At 74.1% G+C, this 18,339-nt stretch carries 4 protein-coding genes and 1 pseudogene; 2 read left to right on the top strand and 3 right to left on the bottom strand.

Annotated elements, in window-relative coordinates; genetic code table 11:
- The 3 genes and pseudogenes from CA983_RS49435 to CA983_RS08705 all read right to left on the bottom strand — a co-directional run.
- Positions 1-332, bottom strand: a 332-nt coding sequence (locus CA983_RS49435) for a saccharopine dehydrogenase NADP-binding domain-containing protein (RefSeq protein WP_425276435.1), incomplete at its 3' end; no start/stop codon positions are given.
- Positions 333-424: 92 nt separating this feature from the next.
- A pseudogene (locus CA983_RS08710) lies at positions 425-5,791 on the bottom strand (non-ribosomal peptide synthetase); the annotation flags it as partial.
- 14 nt (positions 5,792-5,805) lie between these two features.
- Positions 5,806-15,108: a non-ribosomal peptide synthetase gene (locus CA983_RS08705; protein ID WP_086600292.1), complete on the bottom strand. Its 9,303-nt coding sequence runs from the start codon at positions 15,106-15,108 to the stop codon at positions 5,806-5,808.
- Between the two features lie 113 nt (positions 15,109-15,221).
- Here CA983_RS08705 and CA983_RS08700 point away from each other — a divergent pair, with 113 nt between their 5' ends.
- Both CA983_RS08700 and CA983_RS08695 read left to right on the top strand, forming a co-directional pair.
- Entirely contained in the window at positions 15,222-16,865 is a 1,644-nt protein-coding gene (locus tag CA983_RS08700; RefSeq protein ID WP_244206755.1) for a (2,3-dihydroxybenzoyl)adenylate synthase, read from the top strand.
- A complete protein-coding gene (locus CA983_RS08695; RefSeq protein ID WP_086600290.1) occupies positions 16,862-18,325 on the top strand; it encodes a salicylate synthase in 1,464 nt (487 codons plus the stop codon). The genes CA983_RS08700 and CA983_RS08695 overlap by 4 nt, the downstream gene beginning before the upstream one ends.
- Positions 18,326-18,339: the final 14 nt, after the last annotated feature.

The raw sequence follows: 18,339 nt of genomic DNA, 5'->3' as shown, positions 1-18,339 counted from the left end.
GCCCCGATCACCGCCGTACGCCACCGCAACAGGCGGGCGTACGGGGCGGGTTCGGGCAGCTCGTCCGTGTCGTTGACGTCGACCAGGTCCGCGCCGCACGCGAGGGCGGCGGACGCCACGCGGTGGCCGACGGCACGGACCGGCCCGGTGGCGTTGACGACGACACGGCACTCGGCRCAGAACGCGGCGAGGGCCCGCGCATCGGCCACGTCCACCGGATCGGGCCACAGGTGCGTGCCGGAGGGCAGGGCACGGCCGGGCGGGCGGCGCACCGCCGCCCGCACCGGCCCGGCCCCGAGGCGCAACAGCTCCTCCAGTACGGCCCGGCCCACCGCTCCGGCCGCCCCGACCACGCCGACCGCGACCGGGGCGGTACGGCCGCGGTTCRCGGMGTCKCCGCGACCGCGGCGGCGACCACCTGGTCCACGTGCGGAGCGCGCAGGCAGCTGAAGTGGTCGCCGTCGACCTCGGCCACCGTCAGGTCACCGAGGCACACCTCGCGCCACAGCTCGTCCGCCTCCTGCCCGAACCCCGCGAGGAACCGCAGCAGCCCGCGCGGCTGCACGAGCGTGATGTCACCGGCGTACGGCTGGGTGGCGTGCAGCGACGCGGCGGCGAAGGCGTGCCGGAACACCCGGTACAGACCCGGAACGTGGGCCGAGTCGCCGTCCCCGCCCAGCGTGGCGGCGATCGCGGCGAGCCGCTCCGGCTGCGGGACGCAGGCCAGCGCGCGCATCCGGCGGGCCACCGCTTCCAGGCGCGGCTCACCGCACAGGGTGGCGAAGGCACCGGCCGGAACCCGCTCCGGGGTGGCGTCGAGGACGGCCCGCAGCGCCGCCCCCAGCTCCTCCTCGTCGTCCGGGTATCCGGCCGCCGCCGGGTCGGCGCCGAGCACCCGGGCGAAGGCGTGCTCGATCAGCAGCTCCTCCTCGCACACGAACGCGGGCGGGCTGCTGCTGACCACCGTCAACTGCTCGACGTGCGCACCGCCCTCGGTGAGCTGCCGGGCGACCTCGGTGGCGAGCTGGCCGCCCAGGCAGTAGCCCGTGAGCCGGAACCGGCCGGCCCCGGTCGCGGTCAGCCGCCGCACATGTTCGGCCGCGAGCCGTTCCACGAACTCCGCCGCCGGAATGCCCGTGCACGCCTCGACATCGCCCACGGCCAGGCCGACGAGCGGGCCGTGCCCGGCCAGCCGGGCCGTGAGGTCGCGGTACGGGGCCATGGTGCCGATGCCCTCGTGCACCAGCACGTGCAGCACCCCGCCCTCCTTCGGCTCGTCGCCGAGAGCCACCAGCGCGCTCACCTCGCCCGCTCCGGCCTCGGGCGCGTCCGAGCCGCGCAGATGGCGGGCCAGGTCGGCGACCGTCGGGCGGTTCAGCAGCTCCCGCAGCAGGGTGTCGAACTGCTGGTCCGCCGCCTGCGGCACCTCCTCGATCAGCCGCGCCGAGAGCTGCGCGAGGACCAGCGAGTCCGCGCCGAGATCGAACAGGCTGCGATCACGGGGCACGGCCACGACGCCGAGCGCCAGGGCGGCCACCGAGGCGAGCCTCTCCTCCAACTCGTCGGCCGGCCCGGCCGCAACCTCCACGGCGGCTGTGTGCCGCTCCTCCGCCGTGACGGCCGTGACGGCGGCCAGGGCCGCCAGGGCCTTGCGGTCCACCTTGCCGTTGACAGTGAGCGGCAGTTCGTCGACGACGTGCAGCGCGGCGGGCAGCATGTAGACCGGCAACCGCTCCGCGAGATGGTCGCCGACGGCGACCGGGTCCACGGGGGCGCGGTCGCTCTTGAACCGCACGGCGAAGACGTGCTGGCCCAGCGGCTCCAGCGGATGGCCCTGCTGCGGCAGGCAGAGCTCGTTCTCTCCGCCCGCCTCCGCGAAGAGGCGCAGCCACTGGTCGCGGGTGACGAAGGTGGCGTCCGTGTCGTCCGCGCGCCGCAGGTCCTCCGCCCCGGTCATCATGAACGCCTGTGAGATCAGGATCTCGTAGTGCTCCCGGGTCGGCTCGGTGACCAGCAGCAGCCCGCCGGGGACGAGGAGCGAGCGCAGCGAGGCGAGCGCCGCCGCCGTGTCCCGGGCGTTGTTCAGCACGCCCGCGCACACCACCACGTCGAACGACTGGAGGGCCAGCCCCTGCTCGGCCGGGTCACCGTCCACGTCGTACAGCCCGTACCGAAGCCGCGCGTCGGGCCCGAACCGCTCGCGCGCCCTGTCCAGGAAGAACGGGCTCACATCGGTGAACAGCCACTCCACGGGCAGCCCGTCCAGCGCGGCGAGTGCCCCGGCCGTGCTCGCCCCGGTTCCGGCGCCCACCTCCAGCACGCGCAGCGGCCGGCCGGGCGTCCGCTCCTCGGCGGTCGTGCGCAGGGCCTCGGCGAGGACGCGGTTGAGGTAGGCGGACATGACGTTCTCGCGGTAGGCCGCGTCGGCGGTCTCCATGCGGGCCCCGGGGAAGAGGAGGTCGACGGCGGCGATCCGGTCGTCCATCAGCGCGCCCAGCTGATCGGCGTTGGCACGCAGATAGGTCAGCAGCTCGGCGGGTCCGAGGTCGTCGCTCCACACGGCCGCGACCCGGTCCCACGCCGACGCGGACGACGAGTCCGGCGAGGGCTCTGCGCGTAGCCGGTACCGGCCTGTGGCCGGATCCCGCTCCAGCAGGCCCTCGCCGTGCAGCACGTGCAGCCAGCGCCGCAGCACCCGTTCGTGACGCGGTACGGCCACCGCCACCACGTCCTGCGCGGTGTGGGCGGCGTCGGGCCCGGCGAACAGGCCGCGTGCGCGCAGCGCGTCGAGCATGGAAGCGATCGACGCCTCGTCGAGGAGCCGGGCGAACTCGGCGATCCGCTCCGGCCCGGTCACCTCGAACGCGTCGGCCGCCTGCCGCGCCCGCCGGGCCAGAACCTCTCCCGGCCCACCGGCCCGGGCCGTGTCCGTGTCGCGCGCCGGCTCGGCGAAGGCGACCAGCCGGCGCTGCAACGGATCGTCCCCGACGGCCAGGACGGCCGCCGCACCGACGGCCGGGTGGCCCGTCAACGCTGCCTCGATCTCCGCGAGTTCGATGCGGTGCCCGCGGATCTTGACCTGCCCGTCCTCGCGCCCGAGGAACTCGATGTCCCCGCCCGGCAGCCACCGGCCCAGGTCACCCGTGCGGTACAGCCGCTCCCCGGTGACGGGATGGGTGACGAAACGCCGGGCGGTCGTCTCCGGGTCACCGTGATAGCCGATCGCCAGGCCGCTGCCGCCGATGCACAGCTCGCCCGGCACCCAGTCCGGGCGGGGCCGCAGGGCGTCGTCCAGGACGTGGAAGGTCTGGTTGGCGAGCGGCCTGCCGTACGGAATGCTGGGCCGTCCCGGGTCCACGGGCTGCTCGATGGGGTGGTGGATGGACCAGATGGCCGCTTCCGTCGCCCCGCCGAGACTGATCAGCCGCACGCCGGGCAGCAGCGCGCGTACGCGGTCCGGCAGGCGTACGGGGATCCAGTCGCCGGACAGCAGGCCGAGCCGCAGCGCCGACAGCCCGGCCACATCGGCGGCACCCGCACCCGAAGCCAGGTAGTCGTACAGCATCTGGAGCTGTGCGGGCACCGAGTTCCACACGGTCACCCGGTGCCGGGCCGCGAGGTCCGCCCAGTGCGAGGGGTCGCCGCGGCGCTCCGGGTCCGGCAGGACGACCGCGCCGCCGTGTGCCAGCGGGCCGAACAGGTCGTAGACGGACAGGTCGAAGCCCAGCTGGGCGAGCCCCAGCACCCGGTCGCCGGCTCCCACGCCGAAGCGCTCGTCGATGTCGGCGACCGTGTTGAGTGCGGCCCGGTGCGAGACCACGACGCCTTTGGGCTCACCGGTCGACCCGGAGGTGTAGATGATGTAGGCCGCCTCGCCGGGGTCCACCCGGCGCGACTCCACCGCCTGAGAAGGCTCCAGGGTGTCGACGGCGATCGCCGGCAGCTCGTACGCGTCGCCCAGCCGCGCCTGGGTGAGGACGGCGACCGCCCCGCTGGAGGCCAGGACCCGTGCGCGGCGCGCGGGCGGATGGACGGTGTCGACCGGCACGTACACACAGCCCGCGTCCAGCACACCGAGCACGGCCGGGACCTGCTCCCAGCCCTTGTCCATCACGATCGCGACCCGCTCGCCCGGCGCGACCCCCGCCGCCCGCAGCCTTGCGGTCACCGTCCGGGCGTACCCGGCGAGTTCGGCATAGGTGAGCGTGCGGTCGGGCGCGATGACCGCCGGCCGGTCCGCATGCGCGACGGCCGCGGCGAAGACCCGCTCGTGCAGCAGCGCCTCGGGCAGCGGACGCGCGGTCGCGTTGACCGCCGCATGCCGTGCCGCCTGGGCCTCCGGTAGCCGCACCAGGTCGGTGCTGTCCCACGGCGCGTCGGACACGGCCAACTCCCGTACCAGGGAGGCGAAGGCGGCGAACGCGTCGTCCGCGAGCCCCTCCGGCAGCACATCCTCGCGGACGTCCCAGCCCAGCAGGATCTCCCCGCCGGACTCCATCACCTGGCAGTCGATCCACACCTGCGGGGTCTGCGTCACGCCGTACACGACCCTGCCCGGACCAGTGGCCGGCACCTCCGTGCCCTGGAGCGTGCTCGTGAACACGACCGGCATCAGCGCGTGCCGGTCCGAGCGGCGGGCCGCCTCGCGCAGCACCTCGACCCCCGAGTAGAGCCCGTGGTCCAGGTCCTCGAAGAGCCGCCCGCCGAGCACCCGGGCCCGTTCCGTGAATCCCTTCCCGGCGTCGGGCTCGACGGCCAGCAGTGTCACGGACGTGAAGTCGCCCACCACCCGGCCGATGTCGGGGTGCAGCGGACGCTTGGCGAACACCGGCAGGTTGAGCGTGAAGCGCGGCTTGGCGCTCCACCGGCCGATCACCTCGGCGTAGGCGGCGAGCAGCACGGTGGACACGGTCAGGTCCCGCGCGGCGGCCCGGCGCCGCAGCGCCGCCGACTCCTCGGACGTCAGCCGGTCGGCCAGCCGCCGGAACCGCACCTGTCCACCCCGCTCCTCGGACAGGACGGGCAGTTCCGGCGCACCGGGCAGGTCATCGAGCCGGTCCAGCCAGTAGGCGCGGTCACGGGCCCAGCGGGCGCTGTCGCGCAGCCGCCGCTCGGCGAGCACGTGGTCACGGAAGGAGACGGGCACGGGTGAAAGCGGCCGGTCCGGCTCGACGCACAACTGCTCCAGCTCGCCGAGCAGTTGCTGCACTCCGGAGAAGTCCGTGACGAGCAGGTCCACGGACAGGTGCACGAGCAGCCGCTCGGGGGAGTGGGTGAGCCGCATGTCGAACAGCGGCCACGCGGCGGGATCGTACGTCCGCTGCGCCAGCTCGCCGCGGATCCGCTCCGCCTGCCCGGCCCCGGCCACGGGGACCTCGTACGGCGGCAGATCCTTGAGCACCTGCTGGCCGTCCGGGTGGTACACCGTGCGCAGCGCGTCGTGCCGTTCGACGAGCGCCCGCCACGCTTCCGCGGCCCGCTCGGGCGGGACGGTGCCCGGCAGCTCGTACTCCAGGTAGGCGTGGCAGCCGATCCCGCCGTAGGCGAAGGCGTCCGTGCGGCCCAGCAGGTACGAGGACTGCACCTCGGTCAGCGGGAACGGCAGGTGCCGCCCGTCGGGGTCGGGAACGAGGGGCTCGGCGAACGGGTCGCGCAGATGGGCGAGTACGGCCTCGCGGTCGGCGCGCAGCCGCTCGCGCAGTTCGTCGGTGAGGGCACCCTGGGGTGCCCGGAAGCGGAGGCGGCCGTCCTCCTCCCACAACTCGACTCCGGCGGCGGCCAGGTGTGACACCAACTCGGCGGCGCTCACAGTTCCCCCTCTTCCCAGTTCTGATCGGTGGTGTGGTCAGTGATGTCGTCGACGGCGGAGGCGAGAGCGGCCACGGTCGGGTGGGCGAAGAACGCCCTGAGCGGAACCTCCACCCCGGTGCGTTCGCGCAGCCGCGCGATCAGCCGGGTGGCCAGCAGACTGTCGCCGCCGGCCGCGAAGAAGCCCTGCTCCCGGCCGGCGGGCGGGCTGTCGGCCAACAGCTCGGACCAGAGCGCGGCGACGAGTTCTTCGGTGGCGCCGCGCGGGGGACCGCCCGCGTCGGCCCTGCCGACGACTGTGCTGAGCACCGTCGTGGACCGCTCGCCGTCCTTCAGGCCCGTGGAGAGGATCAGCGCATCCCAGTCCTGCGCCGTGGACAGCTCGTCGAGCAGGGCGAGTTGGCGGCTCATCAAGGTCTCCGGCAGTTCGTCGGGCAGCAGCCCGGTCACCGCGTCCCAAGTCAGCCGGAGACCCTCGGCGTCCTCCAGCACCTGGTGGTCGAGCCAGACCTGCGGGGTCTGGGACACGGACCAGTACGGCGGGGTCAGCAACCGGGCCCGCTCGTCGTCGATGCCGAGCGCGCTGGTGAACACCACCGGCATCGCAGCCCCGTCGGGACCGCGTTCCTGGGCCAGTTGCCGCATCACCCACACCGCCGACACCGCCCGGTGGTCGAGGTCGGTCCACAGCCGGGCCTGGAGCCCGCGCAGCCGCGTGAGCCAGGACTCGCCGGCCCGCGGATGGTGGGCGGCCAGCAGCAGTGAGGTGAAGTCCCCGGCGATCCGGTTGATGTCCGGGTGGATCTCCTGCCGGTCGAAGAGGGTGAGGTTGACGGTGAGTTCGGGACCCTCGGCGTGCTCGCCGAGCGCCTCCGCATAGACGGCGAGAAGCAGCACGGACGGGGTGAGACCGTAGACCCGGACCCGCTCCTTCAGCCGCTGCCACGTCGCGTACGGCAGGTGGGTGGCCCGGCGGACGAATCGCGGGCGTCCGACCTCTGACGGCTCGCGCAGGAGCGGCAGCCGGGGCGCCGGCGGCAGCGCCGGGAGCCGTTCGCGCCAGTACTCCCGGTCGGCTGCCACTGTTCCGTCCGACGGCCGAGCGGAGGCGAGGTAGTCGCGGAACGTCACGTTCACCGGCGGGAGTTCGGCGTCGGGATCGTCCCGGAGCTGCCGCAGCTCGGTGAAGACGATCATCATGCTGAGGCCGTCCAGGATCAGGTTGTCGAGGCTGACCCCGATCCGGGTGCGGCGCTCGCCGTCCGCCGTCGTGTAATGCACCGCTCGTACGTCGAACAGCGGCCAGCGGGCGGGGTCGAGGACCTGGTGGGACATCTCCTCGCGGAGGGCGGTGAGGTGTTCCTCGCCGTCCCGGACGGGGATGGTGAAGTCCGGTACCTCGGCGTCGGTGAGGACGCGCTGGTGTCCGTTCTCGTCGAAGACCGCCCGCAGCATGGGATGGCGTGCGATCAGCCGCCGCCAGGCCCGTTCCAGCGCGGTGACATCGGCGTACGGCTCGTCGGTCTCGCTGTAGTAGTGCGAGCCGACCCCGCCCAGGTCGAGCTGTGCCGTGCGCCCGATCCAGTACGCCCGCTGAACGTCGGTCGCCTCGAACGGATCGTGCGCGTGCGCGGGATCGCTCACCAGGGCCTGCGTGACGGGCTTCCCGGTGCCCAGGGTCAGGGTGGCCGCGTAGTCCCTCAGCACCGGGTGAGTGAACAGCGCGGCGATGCGCGCGCCGCGTACCCCGGCCTCGCGCAGCCGGGCCACGAGCCGCGTGGCGAGCAGGCTGTCGCCGCCGAGCGCGAAGAACTCGTCGTCCCTGCCGACCTGTTCGGCCCCCAGCAGCTCGGACCACGCGGCGGCGACCAGCTCCTCCAGCGGGCCCGTCGGCTGCCGTGTCCCGCCGGACACCACGCCGAGACCGGCCGCGTGTCCGGCCAGCGCGGCACGGTCCACCTTGCCGTTGGCGGTCAGCGGCAGCCCGTCGGGCAGCGGCACGAGTACGGAGGGCACCGCGTGCGCGGGCAGGTGGTCGGCGAGACGGCGCTCGACCTCGGCGAGATCCAAGAGGGCCGACGGGCCTTCGGGAACCACGAAGGCGGTCAGCCGCTGCTGACCCCGCGGGCCGGTCGCGACGGTGACCGCACGGCTGACGCCCGGCTGCCCGAGCAGCGCCGCGTCGACCTCCCCGAGCTCGGTACGGTGGCCGCGGATCTTCAGCTGGTGGTCGCGCCGACCGAGGAACTCCAGCAGCCCGCCGGGGCGGTAGCGGCCCAGATCGCCGGTGCGGTACCAGCGCTCCCCGCCGTCCGTCACGAACCGGTCGGCGGTGCGCTCCGGATCGCCCCGGTAGCCGGTGGCCACCCCGGCACCGCCGATCCACAGCTCGCCGGGCACCCAGTCCGGGCAGTCCTCGCCCAGCGGCCCCACGACCCGGAACCGCTGGCCGCGCAACGGTGTCCCGTACGGGACCGACGGCCAGCCCTCGGGAGCGCCGCCGGTGGCGTCGTACGCGTTGGACCAGATCGCGGCCTCGGTCGCACCGCCCATCGCGACCAGCCGGCAGCGGCCCCGCGACGCCTCGGCCAGCCGCGCGGGCAGGTCGAGCGGAACCCAGTCGCCGGAGACCAGGGCGAGCCTCAGCTCCGGCGGTGCCTGCCCCGCCGAGGCGGTGAGCAGCATGTCCAGGAGCATGGGTACGGAGTTCCAGACGGTGACGCGGTGCCGTGCGGCCAGGTCGCGCCAGCGCTGGGCGTCCCGGCGTTCCTCCTCGGTGACGAGCACGAGCGCGCCACCCGCGCCGAGCAGCCCGAAGATGTCGTACACGGACAGGTCGAAGTCCAGCGCGGAGACCGCCAGGACCCGGTCGCCGAACCCGATGCCGTGCCGTGCGCTGATGTCCTCGACGGTGTTGGCGGCCGCCCGGTGGGTCAGCTCGACGCCCTTGGGCTCTCCGGTGGAACCCGAGGTGAAGATCACGTATGCGCAGGAGTCAGGGCCGACGGCCACGGGCGCCGCCAGCGGGGCGGGCAGCGGCCCGGAGAGGAACTCCGCGTCGAGCACACAGCGGGCCCGTGAGGCGCGCAGCATCCGCTCGCGCCGCACCGGCGGCTGGTCGGCGCCCACCGGAACGTACGCGGCCCCGGCGGCGAGGACGCCGAGCACGGCGGTGATCTGCTCGGGCCCCTTGGGCAGCGACACGGCGACCGTGTCGCCGGGCGCGACCCCGCCCTCCCGCAGCGCGGCGGCGATCCGCAGCGCCCGCTCCCGCAGCTCGCCCCGTGTCAGAGCACCGTCCTCGCCCCAGAGCAGGGCGGGAGCGGCGGGATCGGCGGCGGCCTGCTCGAAGAACGGCGTGTGCAGGGCCCGCTCGCCTCCCGGCCGTCCCGTCGCGTTGACCCGGTCGCGGACCGTGCGCTGTGCGTCGGGCAGCAGCGCCGGCCGGGGCACCTGCCAGTCGGCGTCGGACAGATGACGCAGCAGCCGGTCGAAGGCGGCGGACATCGTCTCGACCAGCCCGTCGGGGAACAACTCCCGCACCGCGTCCCACTGGTGGCGCAGCGCCCCGTCCCGGCCCTCGTAGACCTGGAGGTCGAGCCAGACCTGCGGGGTCTGGCTCACGCCCCAGACACGCGGCGGGAACCCCTCCGGGGCGTCCATGGACACGCCGTCGTCGACACCCAGCGCGCTGGTGAACACCACCGGCACGGCCGCGTCCCGCTCCCCGCGGGTCCGGGCCAGCTCACGCATCACCCACACCGCGGAGACCGAGCGGTGATCGAGGTCGCGCCACACCTGCTCCTGCAGTCCGCGCACCCGGCTCAGCCAGTCCTCGCCGGGACGCGGACGGTGGGCGGCGAGCAGGAGAGAGGTGAAGTCCCCGAGGACCCGGTTGATCTCCGGATGGATCTCCTGCCGGTCGAAGAGCGTGAGGTTGACGGTGAGTTCGGGGCTCTCGCTCCACGTGCCGAGCACCTCCGCGTAGGCGGCCAGCAGCAGGGTCGAGGGAGTGACACCGTGCTCGCGCGCCCGCTCCTTCAGACGCCGCCAGCGGTCGGCGGCGAGTTCTCCGGAGGTGCGTGTGAAACGGGGGCGTCCCAGTGCGGCAGGGTCACGCAGGAGCGGTAGCCGGGGAGCAGGGGGCAGCTCGGGCAGGCGGTCGCGCCAGTACGCCTGGTCGGCGGCCAGCGTCTCGGGTGCGGGCCGCACGGAGGCGAGGTAGTCGCGGAACGTCGGCTCCACCGGCGGGAGTCCGGCGGCCGGGTCGGCGTACAGCACGCCCAGTTCGGTGAAGACGGTCATCATGCTGAGGCCGTCGAGCACGAGGTTGTCGAGGCTCACCCCGATCCGCGTCCTGACGTCGCCGGCGCCGTCCCCGTACCGCACCGCCCGTACGTCGAACAGCGGCCAGCGGACCGGGTCGAGGACCTGGTGGGACATCTCCTCGCGCAGTGCGGCGAGGTGTTCCTCACCGTCCCGGACCGGGATGGTGAAGTCCGGTATCTCGGCCTCGGTGAGGACGCGCTGGTGTCCGTCCTCGTCGAAGACCGCCCGCAGCATAGGGTGGCGCGCGATCAGCCTGCGCCACGCCTGTTCGAGCCGCGGCAGGTCCACTCCGGAGCCGTCGAACTCCGAGTAGTAGTGCGCCCCGACGCCACCGAGCCGCATGTCCTCGGCCCGCCCCAGCCAGTAGGCGCGCTGCACGTCGGTCGCCGGGAACGGGTCGTGCGCGCGGTCCGGATCCGCCACCAGGACAGGCGTGGCGGATCGCTCCGGGTCCAGGGTGAGCACGGCCGCGTAGTCCTTCAGGACCGGGCGGGTGAACAGATCGGCGATCCGGGCGCCGCGTACCCCGCGCTCGGCCAGCCGTTGCAGCATCCGCGTGGCGAGCAGACTGTCACCGCCGAGCGCGAAGAAGTCGTCCTCCCGGTGCACGGTGCGAGCGCCGAGCAGCTCCCGCCACACCTCGGCGACCAACTCCTCGGCACCGGGCCGGGGCGGTGTGCCGTGTCCGGGGCCGGCCTGTGCGGACGAGACGTGACTGTCGAGGAGCTCGCGCACGGCCCGCCGGTCGACCTTGCCGTTCGCGGTGAGCGGCATGACCGGCAGCAGAACCAACTGGTCCGGAACCATGTACGACGGCAACTGCTCGGCGGCGAAGGCACGTACGGTGTCGCTGTCCTGCGGTGCGCCGTCCGGATCACGGACCGCGCGGATCAGCAGTGCGGGTTCCTGGGCGCGCACGGCTGTGTCCACCTGGGTGAAGCCGTGGCCGCGCAGCAGCTGCTCCCACGCCGAGGGCGGCAGCAGCGGGCTGCCGGCCGCCCGGCGGGCCGGATCCGCGTGCGCGAACCCCCGCGTGGGCAGCGCGGCGCAGATCAGGCCGAGCGGCGGCAGACTGCCCTGCTCCACCGCGAGCAGCAGCCCGCCGGGCGCCAGGAGGGCCGCCGCCTGGGCGACGCCGGCGGCCGGGTCGTCGAAGGCGTGCAGGGCGCCGAGCGCGAGCACGGCGTCGAACGTGCCCGGCAGGCCCTCGGGGAGCACACCGTCCGGGAGGGCCTGGCACCGCACGCCCGCCAGCCGTTCCCGGGCCCCTTCCAGGAGCCCGGCAGAGGTGTCGAACAGCGTGAACTGCACGGAGTCTGTGGGCAGTTGTTCGATCACCCGCTGTACTCCGACGCCACCGCGTGCCCCGACGACCGCGACGCGCGGCGCACGGCCGCCCGACTCCGCGGCCAGCGCACGCAGTGCGTTCGCGCACTCCGCGGCGGCCTCCCCACTGGCGGGCAGCGCGTCGAGCGCGGCCTCGGGGGCGAGCACCGGGTCGTCGAGGAGTTCCAACGGGTCCCGGTCGCCCGTGAGCATGGCCCGCAGGTCCTCCAGCCGCTCGGTCAGGCGGTCGAGCACGGGCGCGAGCCGGGTTCCGGTGACGCGCTTCGTGAGGCTCTCCCCGTCCACCGGCCCCGGGTGGCGGAACAGCCAGTCCCGCCACAGATGCGCGAGCCCGCGCATGTCCTCGGCAGGGCGCGTCCCGTCCAGGATCCGGCCGAGGACGTAGGCGACGACCTCGGTCTCCAGCGGATCGGGCCGCGAGGCCACGACCTGCGGAAGAACGCCGTCGTGGCGGCCGGCTCCGGCGCGGGGCGCAAGGGAGTACGCCGCGACCAGCGAGCGAGGAGCGCCGTCCATGCCCCCGGTGACGGCCGCGACCGCGCGCCCCACACCCGGCGCGCGCTCCAGAGCCGCCTCCACCTCGCCCAGTTCCACCCGATGCCCGCGCAGCTTGACCTGGGAGTCGGCCCGGCCGAGGAACTCGACGGTGCCGCCCGGCCGGTAGCGGGCGAGGTCACCCGTGCGGTACCAGCGCACACCCTCGTGGTGCACGAACCGGTCGGCGGTGCGCTCGGGGTCGCCGAGATMCCCGTCGGCCACCCCGGCCCCGCCGATCCACAGTTCACCCGGAACCCAGTCGGGGCAGTCCCGGCCCCGGGCGTCGACGACCCGCAGCCGCACGTTGCGCAACGGCGTTCCGTACGGCACCGCGGTCCAGTCCTCGGGCACCGTGCCGCCGACGACCTCGCACACCGTGGAATGGATCGCGGTCTCGGTCGTACCGCCGAGCGCCACGAACCGGCAGCCCGGCGCGCGTTCCGCCAGCCGCCCGGGCAGGTCGACGCCCACCCAGTCTCCGCCGAGCAGCACCAGCCGCACCCCGGCGAGGCCGTCCCCGGCGGTGCTGAGCAGCATGTCCAGCACGGAGGGCACGCAGTTGAGCGCGGTCACGCGGTGCCGGGCCATCAGCGCGTGCCAGCGCGCCGCGTCCCGCCGGTCCTCCTCCGCGACGAGCACCACCGCACCGCCGACGGTGAGCGGGCCGAACAGGTCGTACACCGACAGATCGAAGTCAAGGGCCGACAGCGCGAGCGTCCGGTCGTCGCCGCCCACGCCGAACCGCTCGTCGAGGTCGTCGACCGTGTTGCGCGCCGCGCGGTGCGGCACGACCACGCCCTTGGGTTCACCGGTGGATCCGGAGGTGAACAGGATGTACGCCGGATCGCTGTCCGGCACGGCCACCGGTTCCTTGACCGGCTCGTGCGCCAGGGCGTCCAGCACGGTCAGCGGTACGACGCCTGCGGGCAGGGCAGAGCCGAGGCCGCCGGTGACGAAGGCGACGCGGGCGCCCGCTCGGGTCAGGACACGGTCTCGGCGGGCCGGCGGGTGGTCGCGCCCGACGGGCACGTAGGCCGCGCCCGCGATCAGGATGCCGAGCACCGCGGCGATCTGGTCGGGCCCCTTGGGCAGACAGACGGCGACCCGGTCGCCGGGGCCGACGGCGTGTGCGGCGAGCGCGGCGGCGATCCGCCGGACCCGCTCGGCGAGTTCACCGTAGGAAAGGACGCCGTCCGTTCCCCACAGAAGCGCGGGCTGGTCCGGCGTCTGCTCGGCGCGGCGCAGGAAGTCCTCGTGCAGCAGCAGCCCGCTGCGCGGCCCGTCGGTGGCGTTGGCACGCGCGCGTGCCTCCCGCTGGGCCTCGGGCAGCAGGTCCGCGACGGGGGCGTCCCAGGGAGCGTCGGACGCGGCGAGCTCGTCCACCAGCGTGCGGTACGCGGTGAACATGGCGTCCAGCATTCCTTCGGGAAACGCCTGCTCCAGCGCGTCCCAGTTCACCAGCAGCCCGCCGTCGAGCTCGGTGACCTGGGCGTCCAGCCACACCTGCGGCCCCTGCGAGATGATCCACACGGGCCGCCCGAAGCAGGCGCGCACGTCCTCGGAGAACAGCTCACCCAGGTTCAGCGCACTGGTGAACACCACCGGCGCGAGCACCCGTCCGCCGCCCCGCTGAGCACGGTTCAGGTCGCGCAGCACCTCGACACCGGAGTACGAGGCGTGCGCGGCGTCCGCGAGGAAGCGTTCCTGCAGGGTGCGGGCCCGCTCCTGGAAGGCATCCTGGCCGGACAGGTCGGCGGTGAGCAGTACGGAACCGGTGAAGTCGCCCACGAGCAGGGGCACATCGGGGTGCAGCGGCTCGCGGTCGAACAGCGGCACGTTCAGCAGGAAGCGGTGCTCGGCGCTCCAGGCCGCGAGCACCTCGGCGTACGCGGTGGCCAGGGCCATCGCAGGGGTGACACCGTGCCGGTGGGCGCGGGCGAACAGGGCGTCGTGCGCCTCGGGCGGCAGCCAGTGGTGGCGGCGGGTGACGCGGGGCGGGACCGTTCCCTGGACCACGGGCAGCGCGGGCGCCCCCGGCAGGTCCGGCAGCCGCGCGGCCCACCAGGCCGCGTCCCGCCTGCGGTCGCGCTCCCGCTCGGCGGAGGCGGCACGGTCCGCGAGATAGCGGCGGAAGCTGTAGCCGATGGGTGGGAGCTGCTCCGCATCGCGGCCCTTGCGGTCGATATGGCCATTTCGGCCATCACGCTCCCCGCGGCCATTACGCTCCCCGCGGCCGTCACGCTTCCCGCGGCCGTCGCGCTTCCCGCGGCCGTCACGTTCCTCGCCGCCGTCGCGCTCATGGTGGTCATCGCGGTCATCGCGGTAGAGCGCCGCCAGATCGGCCAGCAGGACGCGCAGGCTGAGCGCGTCGGCGGCGAGCATGTCCAGGTTGAGGTGCGTGCGGGTCCGGCCCTCCGGCAGGAGTGACAGCCGCACGTCGACGACCTCGCCCGCGCCGACCCGCAGCATGCGGTGCGACAGCTCGTCCCGCAGCTCCGCCAGGCGCCGGTCCACCGCATCCTCGGGGAGCTCACGCAGGTCGTGCACCCGCAGGCCCGGCCAGGAGGCGACGGCCGGGGTGTGCTGCCGGCCGTCGTCGCCGAACACGGCACGCAGCTGGGCGTGCCGGGCGAGCAGGGCCCGCACCGCGCGCTCCAGCCGCTGAGGGTCGACGTCCTCGCCGTCGAACTCGTTGTAGAAGTGCGCGGCCACACCCCCGAGTTCGTGCTCCTTGCCGCGGCCCACCCAGTAGGCGTGCTGCATCAGCGCCAGGTCGAAGGGCGAGGTCTCGCCCTCGTCCGTGGCGGCGGGGGCGGTGGCGTCAGGGGCCGTCGCATCGGGCGGACCGGCGCTCGGACATCGCTCGGCCAGCAGGTCCTCCCACGCGTGCAGGGTCGGGGTGCGGGCGAGCTCCGCGAAGGTGAGCCGTATGCCGGCGCGGCGCAGTGCCGCCGACACGGTCATCAGACGGATGGAGTCCAGGCCCTGCTCGATGAGGTTGTCATCGGGGCCGACCCGCTCGGCGCCGGGGCCGAGCCAGTCCGCGAGCAGGGGGCGGATCGTCCGCAGGAGATCGGGTTCTGACACTGCGTCACCAGCCTTGATGGCATCAGTTATTGAAAATGATATTCATTTCCTACAGTATGGCGAGCGGAATGGACAAGCCCCTGCCGAGCAGGACACGACCAAAGGGGGACCACGTGCTCGACGGCTGTACGCCATGGCCCGAGGAGTTCGCCGCGCGCTACCGGGAGGCCGGGTACTGGCGAGGTGAGACGTTCGACCAGCTACTGCGGGCCTGGACCCGTGCCCACCCGCACCGCACTGCCCTCGTGCACGGCGAACGACGGCTGGACCGGGCGGAACTGGAGCGGTCCGCCGATCGCGTCGCCCGCCGGCTGGCCGGACTCGGTGTCCGCGCGGGGGACCGGGTGGTCCTCCATCTCCCCAACGTCCCCGAGTTCTTCAGCACTTTCTTCGCCCTCCAGAGGCTCGGCGCGATTCCCGTCCTGGCCCTGCCGCTGCACCGGCGCAGCGAGATCGTCCACCTGTGCCGGCTGTCCCAGGCCGTGGCGTACGTCGTCCCGGACGTCCACCAGGACTTCGACCACCGTGAACTGGCCGCCGAGGTCCTCAAGGAGAGCCCCGAACTGCGGCACGTGGTCGTGGCCGGCGACCCGGGTGCCCACCTCCCGCTCGACGGCCCCGGAGCCGATGACCTGCCCCCGGCCCCGGAGGACGCCTCCGAGGTCGCGCTGCTCCTGGTCTCCGGAGGCACGACCGGGCTGCCCAAGCTGATCCCGCGCACCCACGACGACTACGCGTACAACGTGCGGGCCGGCGCGGAGCTGTGCGGTTTTGGACCTGACACCGTCTATCTGGCCGCGCTGCCCGTAGCCCACAACTTCGCGCTCGGCTGCCCCGGCGTCCTCGGCGCCCTCTACGCCGGTGGATCGGCGGTGCTCACCGACGAGCCCGACCCGGACGCGGCGTTCGCCCTCGTCGAGCGCGAACGCGTCACCGCCACCGCGCTGGTGCCGCCGACCGTCCGCATGTGGGCGGCGGCGACGGAGTGGGGTGAGGCGGACCTGTCCTCGCTGCGGCTGCTCCAGGTCGGCGGGGCCCGGCTGCTGCCCGAACACGCCGCCCAGGCGCGGGCCGCCTTCGGGCCCGTCCTGCAGCAGGTGTTCGGCATGGCGGAGGGCCTGCTCAACTACACCGAACCGGACGCCCCCGAGGACGTGGTCCTGCACACCCAGGGCCGCCCGCTGTCGGCCGACGACGAGATCCGCATCGTCGACGAGGACGACCGCGACGTCCCGCCCGGCACGACCGGACGCCTCCTCACCCGCGGCCCGTACACCCTGCGCGGCTACTACCGGGCCGACGAGCACAACGCCACCGCGTTCACCGCCGACGGCCACTACCGCACCGGCGACCTCGTCCGGCGCACTCCCACCGGCCATCTGGTCGTCGAGGGCCGCGTGAAGGAACAGATCAACCGGGGCGGCGACAAGGTGGCCGCCGCCGAGGTCGAGGAGCAGCTCGTCCACCACCCGGCGGTCCTGGACACGGCCGTCGTACCCGTCCCGGACGACCTGCTCGGCGAGCGCACCTGCGCCTTCGTCGTCCCCGTACCCGGCGCCACGGCACCCGACAGGAACGAGGCGGCAGCCTTCCTCCGCGAACGCGGGCTGGCTCCGTTCAAGATCCCCGACCGCGTCGAGAGCCTCGACGCCCTCCCGGTGACAGCCGTCGGCAAGACCGACAAGAAGGCACTGACGGCGCTGGCCCGGCACCTCGCGGCCGGGGGCTCGCGCACGGAAGGGAACCCCTGTTCATGACCGGCACGACCGGCACGACCGACACGTCCCGCCTCTCCGCTACGCCCCGCACGCCCGGTACCTCCCGGGCCTCCTGGGATTCCTGGGATTCCTGGGCTGACGCCCTCCCCGCGGCGGGCCCCGAGTACACCGTCGATTCCCCCAAGGACCCGGCGGAGGCGGCGGTCCGGCTCGCCCGCGCCGGTCTCGGCGGCGAGTACGTCGTCTACGAACGCAACGGGACCTGGATCTACGCCGCGGGTCCCGCCGCCACCCTCACCCTCGCCGCCGAGGGGATCACCGCACGCTGCGGCAACCGGGCCGTGGCACGGCCCCTGGGCGCCGCGCCCCTGGAACAGGTCGCCGATGCGCTGGCGCACCTGCCGCACCAGGACTGGCGGGTGTACGGCTGGGCCGTCTTCGAACTGGCCCACCTGCTGCACCCGGACACGGGGGACACGGGGCACGACCCGCTGCTGCACCTCATGCTGCCGACCACGGAGGTCGCCCTCACCCCGGGCGAGGCGCGCATACGGACCGCCGACCCGGAGTACCTGCCCCTCATAGTCAAGGCCCTGGCCGGTCCCACAGGGCAGACGGGCGAGGCCGCCCTCGCCGACGCGGAGGAACTGCTGCGCACCGGGCCGGGCCCGTACCAGCACGCCGTCGCACGGACGGTGGCCGACATCGGGACGGGCCTGCTCCAGAAGGCCGTGCTCTCCCGACCGTTGCCGCTTCCCCCGCACACCGCCCCCGATCTGACCGCCACCTACCTGGCGGGCCGCCGGGCCAACACTCCCGCGCGGTCCTTCCTGCTGGACCTGGGCGGCTGGCGGGCCGCCGGCTTCAGCCCCGAGACCGTCGTCGAGGTCGAGGCGGGCACCCACCGCGTCTCCACCCAGCCGCTTGCCGGGACGCGCGCCCTCGGCACACGTCCCGAGGAGACCGCGCGGCTGCGGTCCGACCTGCTCGGCGACCCCAAGGAGATCCACGAGCACGCCCTCTCCGTGCGTCTGGCCGTCGACGAACTGGCCGGGATCTGCCGCCGGGAAACGGTCGTGGTGGAGGAGTTCATGACGGTCCGGGAACGCGGCTCGGTGCAGCACCTCGCCTCGCGCGCCACCGGACGCCTCGCCGACGACCGGGGCCCCTGGGACGCGTTCGCCGCGCTGTTCCCCGCGATCACCGCCACCGGCTGCCCGAAACCGGAGGCGCTGCGCACCATCAGCCGCTACGAGAGCGAGCCCCGAGGTCTGTACGCCGGGGCCGTCTTCACCGCCGACGCCGACGGCTCCCTCGACGCGGCACTCGTCCTGCGCACCGTCTTCCAACGCGACGGACGCACCTGGTTGCGTGCGGGTGCCGGAGTCATGGGCCAGTCCACACCGGAACGGGAGTGGGAGGAAACCTGCGAGAAGCTCCGCAGCGTGGCCCCGCACCTCCGCCGCAGCCCGGACACACCACCCGCGGAGCCGCGATGAGGGTCCGGACGCCC

This window comes from Streptomyces swartbergensis (assembly GCF_002148965.1).
Taxonomy (GTDB): Bacteria; Actinomycetota; Actinomycetes; order Streptomycetales; family Streptomycetaceae; genus Streptomyces; species Streptomyces swartbergensis.
Note: the sequence above shows the minus strand (reverse complement) of the source record. Positions and strands in the feature narration are given on the sequence as shown.

Coding starts and splice junctions, on each gene's coding strand:
- CA983_RS08695 (WP_086600290.1), top strand. CDS start 16,862: ATGACCGGCACGACCGGCACGACCGACACGTCCCGCCTCTCCGCTACG.